At 69.5% G+C, this 15001-nt stretch carries 14 protein-coding genes; 8 read left to right on the top strand and 6 right to left on the bottom strand.

The features are described 5' to 3' along the window. Positions 1–54: 54 nt before the first annotated feature. From fghA to DSC_RS14825, 4 genes are all read right to left on the bottom strand, one after another. Positions 55–885: an S-formylglutathione hydrolase gene (fghA, locus tag DSC_RS14810; RefSeq protein ID WP_014162016.1), complete on the bottom strand. Its 831-nt coding sequence runs from the start codon at positions 883–885 to the stop codon at positions 55–57. A gap of 85 nt (positions 886–970) precedes the next feature. Continuing rightward, positions 971–2080 carry an S-(hydroxymethyl)glutathione dehydrogenase/class III alcohol dehydrogenase gene (locus tag DSC_RS14815; protein WP_014162017.1) on the bottom strand — a complete coding sequence of 370 codons (1110 nt, stop codon included), beginning with the start codon at positions 2078–2080 and terminating at the stop codon, positions 971–973. A 56-nt stretch (positions 2081–2136) separates the two neighbouring features. Further along, positions 2137–2412: a metal/formaldehyde-sensitive transcriptional repressor gene (locus tag DSC_RS14820; protein ID WP_014162018.1), complete on the bottom strand. Its 276-nt coding sequence runs from the start codon at positions 2410–2412 to the stop codon at positions 2137–2139. A gap of 118 nt (positions 2413–2530) precedes the next feature. Further along, on the bottom strand, positions 2531–3910 hold the full coding sequence (locus DSC_RS14825) for a glutamate--cysteine ligase (RefSeq protein ID WP_337998586.1): 1380 nt from the start codon (positions 3908–3910) through the stop codon (positions 2531–2533). A gap of 254 nt (positions 3911–4164) precedes the next feature. Here DSC_RS14825 and DSC_RS14830 point away from each other — a divergent pair, with 254 nt between their 5' ends. After that, positions 4165–4857, top strand: a complete 693-nt coding sequence (locus DSC_RS14830; protein WP_043290756.1) for a VIT1/CCC1 transporter family protein — start codon at positions 4165–4167, stop codon at positions 4855–4857. Positions 4858–5097: 240 nt separating this feature from the next. Here the strand turns inward: DSC_RS14830 and yihA are convergent, their stop codons facing one another. Continuing rightward, the gene (gene yihA / locus DSC_RS14835; RefSeq protein ID WP_014162021.1) at positions 5098–5733 is read right to left on the bottom strand and encodes a ribosome biogenesis GTP-binding protein YihA/YsxC; all 636 of its coding nucleotides are present in this window, start codon (positions 5731–5733) and stop codon (positions 5098–5100) included. A 224-nt stretch (positions 5734–5957) separates the two neighbouring features. Between yihA and DSC_RS14840 the strand changes: the two genes are divergently transcribed. The 6 genes from DSC_RS14840 (at position 5958) to DSC_RS14865 (ending at position 12770) form a co-directional block, all read left to right on the top strand. After that, positions 5958–6815: a c-type cytochrome gene (locus DSC_RS14840; RefSeq protein WP_014162022.1), complete on the top strand. Its 858-nt coding sequence runs from the start codon at positions 5958–5960 to the stop codon at positions 6813–6815. Positions 6816–6945: 130 nt separating this feature from the next. After that, the gene (locus tag DSC_RS14845) at positions 6946–7587 is read left to right on the top strand and encodes a thiol:disulfide interchange protein DsbA/DsbL (protein ID WP_014162023.1); all 642 of its coding nucleotides are present in this window, start codon (positions 6946–6948) and stop codon (positions 7585–7587) included. Between the two features lie 87 nt (positions 7588–7674). Then, positions 7675–8460: a thiol:disulfide interchange protein DsbA/DsbL gene (locus tag DSC_RS14850; RefSeq protein WP_014162024.1), complete on the top strand. Its 786-nt coding sequence runs from the start codon at positions 7675–7677 to the stop codon at positions 8458–8460. Positions 8461–8500: 40 nt separating this feature from the next. Then, a complete protein-coding gene (locus tag DSC_RS14855) occupies positions 8501–9241 on the top strand; it encodes an endonuclease/exonuclease/phosphatase family protein (protein ID WP_014162025.1) in 741 nt (246 codons plus the stop codon). Positions 9242–9477: 236 nt separating this feature from the next. Continuing rightward, positions 9478–11439 (top strand): transglycosylase SLT domain-containing protein, encoded by a 1962-nt coding sequence (locus tag DSC_RS14860; protein ID WP_043291475.1) that lies wholly within the window; start codon positions 9478–9480, stop codon positions 11437–11439. A gap of 95 nt (positions 11440–11534) precedes the next feature. Beyond that, positions 11535–12770 carry a multifunctional CCA addition/repair protein gene (locus tag DSC_RS14865; protein ID WP_014162027.1) on the top strand — a complete coding sequence of 412 codons (1236 nt, stop codon included), beginning with the start codon at positions 11535–11537 and terminating at the stop codon, positions 12768–12770. A gap of 190 nt (positions 12771–12960) precedes the next feature. Here DSC_RS14865 and DSC_RS14870 read toward each other — a convergent pair whose 3' ends face one another. Beyond that, positions 12961–13866 (bottom strand): LysR family transcriptional regulator, encoded by a 906-nt coding sequence (locus DSC_RS14870; RefSeq protein ID WP_202944895.1) that lies wholly within the window; start codon positions 13864–13866, stop codon positions 12961–12963. A gap of 113 nt (positions 13867–13979) precedes the next feature. On the opposite strand from DSC_RS14870, the gene DSC_RS14875 reads away from it, so the two are divergent. Beyond that, the gene (locus DSC_RS14875; protein WP_083833578.1) at positions 13980–14996 is read left to right on the top strand and encodes a YeiH family protein; all 1017 of its coding nucleotides are present in this window, start codon (positions 13980–13982) and stop codon (positions 14994–14996) included. Positions 14997–15001: the final 5 nt, after the last annotated feature.

Genomic DNA, 15001 nt, shown 5'->3' on the forward strand with positions numbered 1-15001 from the left:
CCACCTCACCGCCGGCTGGGTGCGCCCTCGACGCAGGCCGGGCGGCGCGCGGCCTTATCCATTCAGGGCACGGGCGTGGTGGGCGAGGTGTTCGCCGATGAAGCTGGCGATGAAGTAATAGCTGTGGTCGTAGCCAGGCTGCATCCGCAACCGGATCGGATAACCGGCCTGGGCGGCGGCGGCCTCGAACAGCTGCGGCCTGAGCTGGCTGTGCAGGAACTCATCGCCATCGCCCTGGTCGATCAGCAGCGGCAGCGAGGGCGTGGCGGTCTTCACCAGCTCGGTGGCATCCCACGCCGTCCACGCGGCGCGGTCCTGGCCCAGATACGCGGCGAAGGCCTTTTGCCCCCACGGCACCTGGGTGGGCGCCACGATCGGCGAGAACGCCGACACGCTGCGATAGCGGCCGGGATTGCGCAGCGCGATCACCAGCGCGCCATGGCCGCCCATCGAATGACCGCTGAGCCCGCGCGCATCGGTGGCCGGGAAACTGGCTTCGATCAGCGCCGGCAGTTCGTCCAGGACGTAGTCGTACATGCGGTAGTGCGCCGCCCAGGGTGGCTGGGTGGCGTTGAGGTAGAAGCCCGCGCCCTGGCCCAGGTCATGGCCTTCGGCATCGGCCACCTGCGCGCCGCGCGGGCTGGTGTCCGGGGCGACGAGGATCAGGCCGTGCTCGGCGGCGTAGCGCTGGGCGCCGGCCTTGGTGATGAAGTTCTGCTCGGTGCAGGTCAGGCCGCTGAGCCAGTACAGCACCGGCAGCCTGCGCGTGGCGGCCTGCGGCGGCAGGTACACCGCGAAGGTCATCTCGCAGGCCAGCACCTGCGAGCTGTGCCGGTACACGTCCTGCCAGCCGCCGAAACTGGCCCGGTGTTCAATCCGTTGCATGGACTTGCCTCGATGGAGGTGGATGGGTGGCACGCACGGCGCGTGCCATCGCGCCGGTGATGAGCCCGGGCCCGGCCCGCCGATATCAGAAGTGCACCACTGAGCGGATCGACTTGCCTTGGTGCATCAGGTCGAAGGCCTCGTTGATCTGGTCCAGGCCCATGGTGTGGGTGACGAAGGGCGCCAGCTCGATCTCGCCCTTCATGGCATCCTCGACCATGCCCGGCAGCTGCGAGCGGCCCTTGACGCCACCGAAGGCACTGCCCAGCCAGCGACGGCCGGTGACCAGCTGGAACGGGCGGGTCGAGATTTCCTGGCCGGCGCCGGCCACGCCGATGATCACGCTCTGGCCCCAGCCGCGGTGCGCGCATTCCAGCGCCGCGCGCATGACGTTGACGTTGCCGATGCATTCGAAGGTGTGGTCCACGCCCCAAGTGGTCATCTCCACGATCACCTGCTGGATCGGCTTGTCGTGATCGGCCGGATTGATGCAGTCGGTGGCGCCGAACTGCCGGGCCAGGTCGAACTTGGACGGATTGGTGTCGATGGCGAAGATCCGCCCGGCCTTGGCCTGGCGCGCGCCCTGGATCACTGCCAGGCCGATGCCGCCCAGGCCGAACACGGCCACCGAATCGCCCGCCTGCACCTTGGCGGTGTTGTGGACCGCGCCGATGCCGGTGGTCACCCCGCAGCCGAGCAGGCAGACCTGCTCGTGGTTGGCCTGCGGGTTGATCCTGGCCAGCGAGACTTCGGCCACGACCGTGTACTCGCTGAAGGTCGAGCAGCCCATGTAGTGGTAGACCGGCTCACCGTTGTAGGAAAAACGGGTGGTGCCGTCGGGCATCAGGCCCTTGCCCTGGGTGGCGCGCACGGCCACGCACAGGTTGGTCTTGCCGGACTTGCAGAACAGACATTGGCCGCACTCGGCGGTGTACAGCGGGATCACATGATCGCCCGGCTTGACCGAGGTCACGCCCTGGCCCACCTCGACCACGATGCCGGCACCTTCATGGCCCAGCACGGCCGGAAAGACGCCTTCCGGATCCTCGCCGCTCAAGGTGAAGGCATCGGTGTGGCACACGCCGGTGTGGGTGATCCTGATCAGGACTTCGCCGGCCTTGGGCGGAGCCAGGTCGATCTCGACGATTTCCAGCGGCTTGCCGGGAGCAAATGCAACGGCGGCACGGGATTTCATGGTGTGGAACTCCTGATAGCGAACTGAGGGAACGGAAGGCGCGCCGTGGGTACGCCTTATTTGAGATAGGACCGCACCAGCCCGGTCATTTCCGCCACGCGCGCTTCGCGCTGGGCCTCATCGCCTGCCGGCTGGCCGAAGGTTTCGCGGATATGGGCTTCCATCACCTCGGACATCAGCCCGTTGACCGCGCCGCGGATGGCCGCGATCTGCTGCAGCACCGGTCCGCAGTCGGCGCCGCCTTCCAGCGCGCGCGCCAGCGCCTCGGCCTGACCCTGGATGCGACGCACGCGGGCCAGGACGCGCTTTTTTTCCTCGGGCGAATGGGGCATGGACGGCTCTGGCTCGATACTGGGGTGCAGTATCGGGCCAGGCCGCCGTGGGCCGCAAGTGCGGCGCTGGGGGCACGCCGGCCCGTCGGCGCCAGGGCGCGGACAGGTCGGTCGGCTTTCAGTAGGCGAACTCGGCAAACACCGGGTCGACCTGGCCCTTCCATCGGCCGTGGAACAGGTCCAGCTTGCGCTCGGCCGGGGTCTTGCCCGATTCGGCGATCTCGGCCAGCACGTCCAGGAATGCCGATTCGTCGGCGCCATCGGCATTGAGGAAGGCGCGCCGGCGCAGGCCAGCCTGGGCGATCTTCACCGCCTCCACGGCCAGCTCGCGCACGCTGGCGCCGCGGAACGGCAGCTTGAGCGCATCGCGCGGCACGCCATCACGCAGCGCGTGGCGCTCTTGGCGGGTGAAGTCCTTGACCAGGTCCCAGGCCGCATCCAGCGCCGCGTCGTCATAGAGCAGGCCGACCCAGAACGCCGGCAGCGCGCACAGGCGATCGCGCTGCCCGGCATCGGCGCCGCGCATCTCCAGGAACTTCTTCATCCGCACTTCCGGGAAGGCGGTGGTCATGTGATCGGACCAGTCGCGCAGGGTCGGCAGTGCGCCGGGCAGGGCCGGCAGCCTGCCCTTGAGGAAATCGCGGAAGCTCTGCCCCGAGGCGTCGTGGTAGATGCCGTCGCGGTAGGAGAAATACATCGGCACATCGAGCAGGTAGTGGACATAGCGTTCGAAGCCAAAGCCATCCTCGAACACGAAATCCAGCATGCCGGTGCGGTCGGGGTCGGTGTCGGTCCAGATGTGCGAGCGGTAGCTCAGGTAGCCGTTGGGCTTGCCCTCGGTGAACGGCGAATCGGCGAACAGCGCGGTGGCGACCGGCTGCAGCGCCAGCGACACGCGGAACTTCTTGACCATGTCGCTTTCCGAGCCGTAGTCCAGGTTGACCTGGACCGTGCAGGTGCGGGTCATCATGTCCAGGCCCAGCTGGCCGACCTTGGGCATGTAGGCCTGCATGATCCGGTAGCGGCCCTTGGGCATCCACGGCATCTGGTCGCGGCGCCACTTGGGCTGGAAGCCCATGCCCAAAAAGCCCAGCTGCAGCTCGTCGGCGACCTGGCGCACCTCGTCGAGGTGGCTGCCCACCTCCAGGCAGGTCTGGTGGATGCTTTCCAGCGGCGCGCCGGACAGTTCCAGCTGGCCGGCCGGTTCCAGCGTGACCGAGGCGCCGGCGCGCAGCAGCGCGAGTGTGCGGCCGTTTTCCGGCGCCGCTTCCCAGCCGAACCGGGTCAGCCCGTTGAGCAGCGCCTCGATGCCGCGCTCGCCATCGAAGGGCGGCGGGCGCAGGTCGTCGGTGCGGAAGCCGAACTTCTCGTGCTCGGTGCCGATGCGCCACTGCGCGCGCGGACGCGAACCGGCGGCGGAATACTCCACCAGCTGCGCCAGGTCGGTGATCGGCGTATCGGCAGTGAGGCTGGGACTGGACAAGGGGCAACTCGCAATGACCGTGGGTGGCGCAGGGCGCGGCGAAACCAAAGCGCGGCGGCGCGCAAGGGCCGCACTATACCGGGCACCACCGGGCCGCCGCGCCGGCCTGGAACGGCCTGCAGCATTCCATCGCCGGGGCGCGCCGCCGCTGCAGGCCCGCGCCGCGGCCAATGGCCAGCGGACGCACCGCATTCGCGGGTGAATCGCAATTCGCCATTCCCGCCCGGCACCGGCTAGGCTGGCACTTCCTCGACATCGCATTGACCCGCATGCGCATCCGCCATCCCGAAATCCATCGCAGCGACCGTACCGGCTGGCTGCGCGCCTCGGTGCTGGGCGCCAACGACGGCATCGTTTCGACCGCCGGCCTGCTAGTGGGCGTGGCCGCCAGCGGCGTGAGCGCGCAGGCCTTGCTGGCCACCGGCGTGGCCGGCCTGGTCGCCGGCGCAATATCGATGGCCGCCGGCGAATACGTGTCGGTCAGCTCGCAGGCCGATACCGAGCGCGCCGACCTGACCCTGGAGAAACGGGAACTGGCCGAGGACCCGCACAACGAGCTGACCGAGCTGGCCCTGATCTACGAACGCCGCGGCCTGACCGCCGCCCTGGCCCATCAGGTGGCCGAGCAGCTGACCGCGCATGACGCATTGGGGGCCCACGCCCGCGACGAACTGGGCATCACCGACACCTTTCGCGCCCGTCCGGTGCAGGCGGCGCTGGCCTCGGCCGGGGCGTTCTCGGTCGGCGCCCTGATGCCGCTGCTGGTGGCCTGGGCGTTCGCCGCGCAGGCCACCGTGGCGGTGGTCGCGGCCACCCTGATCGCGTTGCTGGTGTCAGGCGCCCTGGCCGCCTGGGCCGGCGGGGCGCCAATGCTGCGCGGTGCGCTGCGGGTGGTGTTCTGGGGGGCCCTGGCGATGGCCATCACCCATGCGGTCGGCCTGCTGTTCAACGTCAGGGTGTAGGGCGGGTCTTGACCCGCCTTCCATGACTTGATGACCGCTGCAATGGCGGGTCGGGACTGCATTCCGTGGCTTGATGGCTGCCGCAATGGCGGGTCGAGACCCGCCCTACGTGTGCAATGGCGGGTCGAGACCGCCTTCCATGACTTGACGGCTGCTGCAATGGCGGGTCGAGACCCGCCCTACGCTGCGATGGCGGGTCGAGACCCGCCCTACGTGTGCAATGGCGGGTCGAGACCCGCCCTACATCATGGTTTCGGCGGGATCGGTCGGCAGCAGTCCCAGCCACTGCTGCACCACCTCGCGCGCCTGGTCCACGCCCAGCCTGGATTCGGCTGAGAACACCTGCACGCCCACGCTGTCGCCATAGGCCGCGTGCAGTTCTTTCTTCACCGCAGCCAGGGTCTGCAATTGCTGGCCGCGGCCGAGCTTGTCGGCCTTGGTCAGCAGCGCATGCGCCGGCAGGCCGCGCTGCACGGCGTAACCGAGCATCTGCCGGTCGTAGTCCTTGAGCGGATGGCGGATGTCCATCACCACCACCAGCCCGCGCAGCGCCTGGCGGCTGGCGAAGTACTGGTCGATGAACGCCTGCCAGTGCGCCTGCAGGTCCATGGGCACCTTGGCGTAGCCGTAGCCGGGCAGGTCGACCAGGCAGCGCTGCGGCTTGACCTCGAAGAACACCAGCTGCTGGGTGCGGCCCGGGGTCTTGGACACCCGGGCCAGCGCGTTGTGCCCGGCCAGCGCATTGAGCGCGCTGGACTTGCCGGCGTTGGAGCGGCCGGCAAAAGCCACTTCGAAGCCTTCGTCGACCGGCAGCTGGCCGGTGTTGTGGGCCGACAGCAGGTAATGGGCGGCATTGAGATAGTTGGAGACGGCCATGGGCATAGGATCGCACGGGCGCGCGGCCGGCGACCGCCACGCGTGCTGCAGTGCGCCACGGGGTGCGTGCATCCGCCTGCGATTTTCGTGCGGAAGGCTGATTTGACGCGGCTTGGACCGTGGTCGCATTGACCGCCTGAGCGCGCCATGCCGATAATCGGCCGGCTTCGCGCCAGCGCCATTCGGCAGTACGCGATCCAAAAGGAACCACGGAGCTCCAGCTAATGCGCCATGCTCGTGTCTTGGGACTGTCCAGCCTTGCCATCCTTGCGGTGGGCGCCCTCGCCTATGCGCAGACCAGCGTGACCGCGCTGCCGGACGCCGCGCCGGTGCAGGCGCAGCCACTGGAGATCGACCTGACCAAGACCCAGTGGGGCGATCCCACGGCCGGTCAGGCCAAGGCCGCCGCCTGCGCGGCCTGCCACGGCGCCGATGGCAACTCGACCGCACCGATCTATCCGCGCCTGGCCGGACAGAGCGAGCGCTACATCGCCCGGCAGCTGGCGTTGTTCGCCACCGGCCAGCGCACCACCGGCATGGCCGCGGTGATGGTGCCCTTCGCCCAGAGCCTGAACCCGCAGGACATGCGCGATGTCGGGGCCTACTTCGCCACCCAGAAGGCCGGCGCCGGGGTGGCCGACGACAGCCTCATCGCCGATGGCCCGTACAAGGGCATGAAGTTCTACGAGCCCGGCCAGCAGATCTTCCGCGGTGGCGATGCCGAGCGCGGCATCCCGGCCTGCATGTCCTGCCACGGCCCCAGCGGCGCCGGCAACCCGGGCCCGCCGTACCCGCACATCGGCGGCCAGCCACAGGAGTACGTGGCCCGCCGCCTGCAGGAGTACCAGGCCGGCACGACCACCTACACGGACCCGGCGCACTTCCAGATCATGGCGCAGGTGGCCAAGCCGCTGACCGAGCAGGAAATCCATTCGCTTGCCAGCTACATCCAGGGCCTGCATGACAGCAGGGCCGATGCCGCCGCGGCCAAGGCCGGCCCCGCGCCGGCACCAGCATCGGCACCGACGACGCCTGCAGCGGCGGCGCCTGCAGCGGCTGCGGAACCTACCCCGCAATCGTAGGGTCGAAGGCCTGCCGGCAGCGTCCGGATGTCAGCCCCGCCATTGCAGCACGCCGGCCCGCCATGGCCGGCGTTGTCGTTTTTGCCGGACAATCCCTTATCCCCACGCCCCTTGGAAGGACGCCTCCCGCATGAAACCCCGCCTGCTGCTGTTTGTCCTGCTCGCCCTGCTGCCGCTGGCGGCCTGCGCCTCGCCTGCCAATCCGGTCGAGGGCCAGGATTACGAGGTGATCCCCAATGGCCAGCCCTTTGCCCCGTTGACTGGCGGCAACAAGGTCGAGGTGGTGGAGGTGTTCGGCTATGTGTGCATCCACTGCGCGCGTTTCGAGCCGCAGTTCGCAGCCTGGCAGAAGCGGCAGCCGGCCACGGTGCGCGTGACCCCCGTCCCGGCCGCGTTCGGCGGGTACTGGATCCCCTACGCCAAGGCCTATTACGCGGCGCTGTCGATGGGCGTGCTCAGGCAGAGCCACGCGGCGGTGTTCAAGGCCCTGCACGACACCCACCAACTGCCGATCCAGAACGCCAGCAGCCAGGAAATCGCCGCGTTCTATGCGCGCTTCGGGGCTGATCCGGACAAGTTCGCCGCGACCATGGACGCACCGCAGGTGGCCGCCGAGCTGGACAAGGCCCGCGCCTTCGGCATGGCCACCGGCATCACCGGCACCCCGACCCTGGTGGTCAACGGCAAGTACCGGATCAAGCTGGCCGATCCGGACGGGATGCTCAAGGTGGCCGACTTCCTGGTCCAGCGCGAGCTGGCCGCGACCAGGTAAGCCATCCACATCCGCAATGAACAGGCAGGCCGGCATCCTGTCGGCCTGTGTCCCGCCCATCGTTCGAGCTTGAGGAGTGTGTTGCCCATGAAGATCCGTTTCGTCCTGGCCCTGCTGGCCCTGCTGTCCGTGCTGGCCGCCTGTTCCAAGCCAGAAGCCGCCGCCCCGGTGGCCAGCACGCCGAGCGCCAACGCGCCGGCCGCCACCGAGGCCGCCACCGGCGCGCCTGCCGCCTCCGCCCCGGCCCAGGCCGCCGCCGAGGCGCCCAATACCAATGCGCCGGTGGCGCCGGAAGGCCCGGCCCCGGTGGAGGGCACCGACTACACCGTGATTGCCGACGGCCAGCCATTCGAGCCGGCCGACGGCAAGATCGAGGTGGTCGAGGCGTTCAGCTACATCTGCCCGGCCTGCGCGCAGTTCGAGCCGCTGTTCAACCAGTGGAAGGCCAGGCAGCCGGCCGACGTGCGGGTGGTCTACGTGCCGGCGCAGTTCCGCCCGGACTTCCGCGAGTACGCCAAGGTCTACTACGCCGCCCAGGCACTGAACATCGACAGGCAGAGCCATGACGCGGTGTTCAAGGCGATCCACCAGGACAGGACCCTGCCGGGCGAAGGTGAGCCCTTCGATGCGGCCAAGGTGGCGCAGTTCTATACCCAGTACGGCGTGAGCGCCGAGCAGTTCCTGCAGACCATGGGCAGCTTTGCGGTGGCCGCCAGGCTGAGCAAGGCCAACCAGTTCCTGGTGCGGGCACAGATCGGTGGCACCCCGTCCTTGATCGTGGCCGGCAAGTACCTGGTCAAGGGCAGGACCATGGCCGACATGTTGCGCATCACCGACCACCTAATCGCCCAAGAGCGCCAGGCGACCAGGTAAGGCGATGGACGAGGTCCCTGCCGTGCCGCAGCGGCTGCGGATGTTGAGCGCCAACATCCAGGCCGGCTCCAGCACCCGCCGCTACAGCGACTACTTCACCCGCAGCTGGTCGCACGCGCTGCCGGTGGGCGCCAAACGCACCAGCCTGGATGCGATCGCCGAACTGGCCGGCGGACATGACATCGTCGGCCTGCAGGAAGCCGATCCGGGCAGCCTGCGCTCGGGCTTCACCAACCAGACCCAGTACGTGGCCCGGCGCGCCGGCTTCGCGTACTGGAGCCACCAGCCCAACCGCAACGTGGCGCGCGTGGCCGGCAGCGCCAACGGCCTGCTGAGCAAGCTCGAACCGGTGAAGGTGGCCATGCATCCGCTGCCCGGGCGCATCGCCGGGCGTGGCGTGCTGCTGGCCCATTTCGGCCAGGGCGACGACGGCCTGGTGGTGGCCGTGGCGCACCTGTCGCTGGGCAACGGTTCGCGGCGCATGCAGCTGGGCTTCATCGCCGAGCTGCTGGCTGCGCACCGGCATTCGGTGCTGATGGGCGATTTCAACTGCGTGCCCGACGTGCCGGAGATGGACCTGCTGTATTCGCGCACGCACCTGCGTCCGCCGGGCTTCTGTGTGCCGACCTTCCCATCATGGCGCCCGCAGCGGGCGATCGATCATATCCTGGTCACCGACCACCTGGTCCCGACCAATGCGCGGGCGCTGCCGGCTGCGTTTTCCGACCATCTGGCCCTGGCGCTGGAGATCGACGTGCCGGCCGAAGCGCTGCGCCAGTAGGAGCGCACCTTGGGGCGCGATGGGGCTCTTCCGGTAAGGCCCCTCGCGGCCCTGCGGTCCGCTCCTACAAACACCCTGATCTCTGGTGAAATTCCGCTTTTCGTAGGAGCAACTGTCTACTCGACGCGTTCGGCCCCCTCTCCTCCGCTTGCGGGGGAGAGGGGCAAAAAGCCCCCGCGATGCGGCGCCGGGCCATGCAAAATCCGATTCATCCGGGCCTGCCTATCATCGGTGGCATGATCCGCCCCGCCCTGCTCTCTGTTTTGATCGCCCTGTGCGCCGCGGCTGCGTTGGCCGGCGCACAGGACCTGGACGCCCAGCGTCCGCTGGTGCGCAGCGCACTGGAGGCGGCCGAACGTGGCCAGGCCCCGCCATCGCAGGACCCGACGCTGGCCCATCATCCGCTGCGTGGCTGGATCGAGTTCGCCCAGCTCAAGCGCGACATCGACCGTGTCGGCAACGCACAGGCGCAGGAGTTCCTGCAGCGCAACGCCGGCCAGGCGGTGGCTGCCGCGTTCCGCAGCGTCTGGTTGCCGGCGCTGGCACGGCGCAAGGACTGGGACGCGCTGCTGGCCAACTGGCAGCCCACCGACAACATCGGCTTGCGCTGCGCACGCCTGCAGGCGCAATGGGTGCAGGGCAAGGCCGATGCGGCCTGGACGCGCCAGGCACAGGAGCTGTGGCGCGCCGCGGCCAGGCCGTTGCCCGATGGCTGCGATCCGGTGTTCGCCGCGCTCACCGCGCAGGGCCAGCTGGACGATGCGCTGCGCTGGGAACGCATCGACGCGGCCGCCGCGGCCGGCCAGAGCGCGGTGATGCGCGCGGCGGCCAATGGCCTGTCCAGCGGCGAACGCGCCCAGGCGGTGGCCTATGCCGGCTTCCTCGATGCCCCGGCCGCGCAGGGGCTTGGCTGGGAGAAATCCGATCGCAGCCGGCGCATCGCCAGCAACGGCCTGGCGCTGCTGGCGCGCAAGGATCCCGACGCGGCCGAGCGGCTGCTGCCGCAGTACGCCCAGACCCTGGGCCTGAGCGCCGAACAGCAGGCCCAGGTGCGCTACCAGATCGCGCTGTGGACGGTGGCGTCCTACCTGCCCGATTCGGCCCGGCGCCTGGCCGCGGTCCCCGCCAGTGCCTATGACCCGCGCCTGCACGAATGGCAGGTCCGCGAGGCACTGGCGCGCGGCGACTGGCCGGCGGCGCTGAAGGCGATCCAGGCGATGGACCCGGCCCAGCGCAGCCAGGTGCGCTGGAAGTGGTTCCAGGCGCGCATGCTGGACAAGGCCGGCCAGCCCGATCAGGCCAGGCGCCTGTATGCCGAGGCGGCCCGGACCGCGACCTTCCACGGTTTCCTGGCCGCCGACAGGCTCGGCCAGCCCTACGCGCTGTGCCCGCGCGAACCGCAGGACAGTGCGCAGGCCAGGGCGGCCGTGGCGCGCGATCCGGCCCTGATCCGGGCGATGGAGCTGTGGAAACTCGATCGCGCCGCCTGGGCCACGGCCGAGTGGAACGACGCGCTGACCCGCTTCAACGACGACCAGCGCCGGATCGCGGTGGAGGTGGCGCACGACAACGGCTGGTTCGACCGCGCGGTGTTCGCCCTGGGCAGGACGCCCGAGGAGCTGCAGCTGTACCGCCTGCGGTTTCCGCTGCAGCACCAGGGCGCCATCCGCCGCCAGGCATCGAACAACGCCATCGACCCGGCCTGGCTGGCCGCCCAGATCCGCGCCGAAAGCGTGTTCAACCCCAATGCGCGCTCGCCGGCCAACGCAATGGGCCTGATGCAGGTGCTGCCCGGCACCGGCGCCGAGGTGGCCCGGCGCAACGGCATCGCCTATGGCGGTGCGCAGAGCCTGTATGACCCGCAGACCAACATCGCCATCGGCAGCGCCTACCTGCGCGAGCTGCTCGATACCTACGGCACGCCGTATGTGACCATCGCCGCCTACAACGCCGGCCCGGTCCCGACCGCGCGCTGGCAGTCACAGCGCCCGGGCCTGGAGCCGGACGTGTGGATCGAGACGATCAGCTACAAGGAAACGCGCGACTACGTGGCCCGGGTGCTGGCCTTCAGCGTGATCTACGACTGGCGCCTGAATGATGACGCGCTGTCGCTGACCGACCGCATCCACGGCCGCCTGGACGGCCAGCGCAAGCGTCTGGCCTGCGCGGAACAGCCAGGAACGAGAAATGAGGAGTGAGAAACGAGGGAGGAGCAGCGCATGATCCTGGCGTCGGTGTCTGGAGCAATCATGCTGCCCCTCGTTTCTCACTTCTCAACACTCACCCCTGCCCCATGAAGACCTATCTGGTCGGCGGCGCGGTCCGCGATGCCCTGCTCGGCCTGCCGCCCGGCGATCGCGACTGGGTCGTGGTCGGCGCCACCCAGGCGGACATGGAAGCGCGCGGCTTTCGCGCGGTGGGCCGTGATTTCCCGGTGTTCCTGCATCCGCACACGCAGGAGGAATACGCCCTGGCGCGCACCGAGCGCAAGTCCGGGCGCGGCTATCGCGGCTTCGTGGTGGACGCCGACCGTTCCGTGACCCTGGAACAGGACCTGCAACGCCGCGATTTCACCATCAACGCCATCGCCCAGACCGAGGACGGCATGCTGGTCGATCCCTACGGCGGTGCGCGCGATATCCAGGCGCGCGTACTGCGCCATGTCGGGCCGGCCTTCTGCGAGGATCCGCTGCGCGTGCTGCGCGCGGCGCGCTTCATGGCGCGCCTGGCGCCCCTGGGCTTCACCGTGGCGCCGCAGACGCTGGTGCTGATGCGGCAGATGGCGGCCAGCGGCGAGCTGTCGGCCCTGGTGCCCGAGCGCGTCTGGCAGGAACTGCGCCGTGCCCTGGCCGCCGCGCAGCCCAGCGCCTTCCTGCGCACCCTGCATGACACCGGCGCGCTGGCCCAGGTATTGCCGGAAGTGGACGCGCTGTACGGCGTGCCGCAGCGCGCACAGTTCCACCCCGAGATCGACACCGGCGTGCACCAGGAACTGGTGTGCGACATGGCCGCACGGCTGGCGCCGGGCGATGATCTGATCGGTTTTGCCGCACTGACCCATGACCTGGGCAAGGCACTGACGCCGGCCGAGCTGTTGCCGCGCCATCTCGGCCACGAGCAGGCCGGTCTGAGGCCGCTGCAGGACCTGTGCCAGCGCCTGAAAGTGCCGGCCGAACACCGCGAGCTGGCGATGATGGCCTGCCGCGAGCACCTCAACGTGCATCGCCTGGCCGAACTGCGCGATGCCACCGTGCACGACCTGCTGGCGCGCTGCGATGGCTTTCGCAAACCCGCGCGCATCGCCCAGCTGGCGCTGGTCTGCGAATGCGACATGCGCGGCCGTGCCGGCAGCGCCGAGGACGATTACCCGCAGGGCCGCGAACTGGTCCGCCTGCACGCCGCCGCCTGTGCGGTCAGCGCACGCGACCTCGCACAACAGGGCCTGAGCGGCCCGCAGATCGGCCAGGCCGTGCGCAGCGCGCGCATCACGGCGATCGCGCAGGCGCGGGCGGCAAACAACCGCGCTTGATCCTTCTCACCCGCCAGCGGGATGCGGACAAGGCACGGCATGGATGCCCTGAAGCACCCACGCTGCTGCGTGTTCGCCCCCTCTTCCCCGCTTGCGGGGCGAGAAGGCACAGCTTGCGCGCCGCTGGCGCGCGTGGCTTGGAGTGCCCGCAAGCGGGGCAGAGGGAGCAGAGCTGGCTGGTGTCGAGAGGTCAGCCGCTGCCTGCAAGCTGGGCCAGGAATGCTTCCAGCGCCGGTGAACGCGGCCGGTTGGCCAACTCCAGCCGATAGAGCGGGCGCTGCAGCGGCGGGCCATCGGGCAGGCGCAGGGTGCGCAGCTTGCCGACCGCAATCAGATCGGCCACCACCGCGGCCGGCAGGATCGCCACCCCGACCCCGGCAGCCACCGCGCGGGCGATGGCCTCGTTGCTGCCGATTTCCAGCGTCTGCGCAGGCTCGATGCCGCGGGCCTGGAGCAGGTCCCGGGCGACCTCGCGCGTGCCCGAGCCGGGCTCGCGCACCAGCCAGCGCTGCGCGGACAGCTGTCTTGCGCTGGCACGTCGCTGCGCGCCCAGCGACGACGATGCCGACACCACCGCCTGCAGCGGTTCCTCGCGCCAGCGCGTGGCGACGATGCGCTCGTCATGCGCCGGGCCTTCGACGAAGCCGGCATCGATGCGGCAGTCCACCAGCGCATCGGCGATCTCGCCGGTGTTGCCGACCACCAGCGCGCTGTCCAGTTGCGGGTAGCGCGCCGCGTGGCGGGCGAAGACCTCGGCGAGCCAGTACGCCGCCACCGTGGTGCTGGCGCCGATGCGCAGGCCGCCACGGCGCAGGCCGACCCGTTCGCGCACGTCTTCCAGTGCCGCCCGTTCCAGCGCGAAGATGCCGCGTGCGTGCTGGTACAGCGCCTGGCCGGCGCCGGTCAGATGCACGCCGCGCCCTGCGGAACGGTCGATCAGTGGCAGGTCCAATTGCGACTCCAGCTCACGCACTGCCTTGGACACCGCCGACTGGCTGACGAACAGCGCCTGGGCCGCGCGCGAGAAGCCCGCGTGCTCGACCACTGCGGCAAACACGCGCAGCAGGTGCAGGTTCAAGCCATGAGCTGAAGTCATGCTTTGTTGAGAATGATGTATTGGACGCATTCTAGCCACCGGCGGAGCATGGCGGCATCTTCCTGAAATCCGGATGGGCCATGGCCGATGCGGCCACGCTTTCACGACCCGCCATGATCCGCAGGCCAGGCTTCTGGCCGGGATTGATCCTGGTGCTGGCCATCGCCCTGGCCGGCATTGGCCTGTCCAACATCCCCTGGGCCAAAACGACCGGACTCAGCGCGCTGACCCTGGCCATCGTGCTCGGCATCGCGCTGGGCAACACCGCCTTTCCCGCCATCGCGCCACGCACCGGCACCGGCGTGGACTACGCCAAGGACATGCTGCTGCGCGCCGGCATCGTGCTGTACGGCTTGCGGGTGACTTTCCAGGATGTGATGGGGGTCGGCCTGGCTGGCGTGGTGATCGACGTGATCGTGGTGGCCGGCGTGTTCTGCGCGGCCACCTGGATCGGCACGCGCGTGCTGAAGCTGGATCGCGACACCTCGATGCTGATTGGCGCAGGCAGCGCGATCTGCGGCGCCGCGGCGGTATTGGCAGCCGAACCGGTGATTCGCGCACCCGCCCACAAGGTGTCGGTCGCCATCGCCACGGTGGTGGTGTTCGGCACGCTGGGCATGTTCCTGTACCCGTGGATGTATCCGTCCCTGGGCCTGGACGCGCACGCCTACGGCGTCTACGCCGGGTCGACCATCCATGAGGTCGCACAGGTGGTGGTGGCCGGGCGCGCGGTGAGCGCGCAGGCGGCCGCGGCGGCGGTGATCGAGAAGATGCTGCGGGTGATGCTGCTGGCGCCGTTCCTATTGATGCTGGGCGCGTGGCTGCGCCGCGGCAGCAACGGCGCCCAGAGCGAAGCGGCGCCGCTGACGATCCCGTGGTTCGCCATCCTGTTCGTGGTGGTCGCCGGCTTCAACTCACTGCACCTGCTGCCCAAGCCCGTGGTCGATGCGACCCTGATGCTGGACACCCTGCTGCTGGCGATGGCAATGGCCGCACTGGGCCTGCGCACCCACTGGGGCTCGATCAAGCAGGCCGGCGCCAAGCCGCTGCTGCTGGCCTGGATCCTGTGGGTGCTGTTGCTGGGGGGCGGCTATCTGCTCAACCGCGCCGCGCTGGCCCTGCTGGCCTGAAAAAT

Origin of the sequence: Pseudoxanthomonas spadix BD-a59 (genome assembly GCF_000233915.3) — a bacterium.
GTDB classification, from domain to species: Bacteria; Pseudomonadota; Gammaproteobacteria; order Xanthomonadales; family Xanthomonadaceae; genus Pseudoxanthomonas_A; species Pseudoxanthomonas_A spadix.

What these genes read in the sequence shown, in the direction of transcription:
- fghA (WP_014162016.1), bottom strand. Translation starts at nt 885, where the DNA reads ATGCAACGGATTGAACACCGGGCCAGTTTCGGCGGCTGGCAGGACGTG.
- DSC_RS14815 (WP_014162017.1), bottom strand. Translation starts at nt 2,080, where the DNA reads ATGAAATCCCGTGCCGCCGTTGCATTTGCTCCCGGCAAGCCGCTGGAA.
- DSC_RS14820 (WP_014162018.1), bottom strand. Translation starts at nt 2,412, where the DNA reads ATGCCCCATTCGCCCGAGGAAAAAAAGCGCGTCCTGGCCCGCGTGCGT.
- DSC_RS14830 (WP_043290756.1), top strand. Translation starts at nt 4,165, where the DNA reads ATGCGCATCCGCCATCCCGAAATCCATCGCAGCGACCGTACCGGCTGG.
- yihA (WP_014162021.1), bottom strand. Translation starts at nt 5,733, where the DNA reads ATGGCCGTCTCCAACTATCTCAATGCCGCCCATTACCTGCTGTCGGCC.
- DSC_RS14840 (WP_014162022.1), top strand. Translation starts at nt 5,958, where the DNA reads ATGCGCCATGCTCGTGTCTTGGGACTGTCCAGCCTTGCCATCCTTGCG.
- DSC_RS14845 (WP_014162023.1), top strand. Translation starts at nt 6,946, where the DNA reads ATGAAACCCCGCCTGCTGCTGTTTGTCCTGCTCGCCCTGCTGCCGCTG.
- DSC_RS14850 (WP_014162024.1), top strand. Translation starts at nt 7,675, where the DNA reads ATGAAGATCCGTTTCGTCCTGGCCCTGCTGGCCCTGCTGTCCGTGCTG.
- DSC_RS14855 (WP_014162025.1), top strand. Translation starts at nt 8,501, where the DNA reads ATGTTGAGCGCCAACATCCAGGCCGGCTCCAGCACCCGCCGCTACAGC.
- DSC_RS14860 (WP_043291475.1), top strand. Translation starts at nt 9,478, where the DNA reads ATGATCCGCCCCGCCCTGCTCTCTGTTTTGATCGCCCTGTGCGCCGCG.
- DSC_RS14865 (WP_014162027.1), top strand. Translation starts at nt 11,535, where the DNA reads ATGAAGACCTATCTGGTCGGCGGCGCGGTCCGCGATGCCCTGCTCGGC.
- DSC_RS14870 (WP_202944895.1), bottom strand. Translation starts at nt 13,866, where the DNA reads ATGACTTCAGCTCATGGCTTGAACCTGCACCTGCTGCGCGTGTTTGCC.
- DSC_RS14875 (WP_083833578.1), top strand. Translation starts at nt 13,980, where the DNA reads ATGATCCGCAGGCCAGGCTTCTGGCCGGGATTGATCCTGGTGCTGGCC.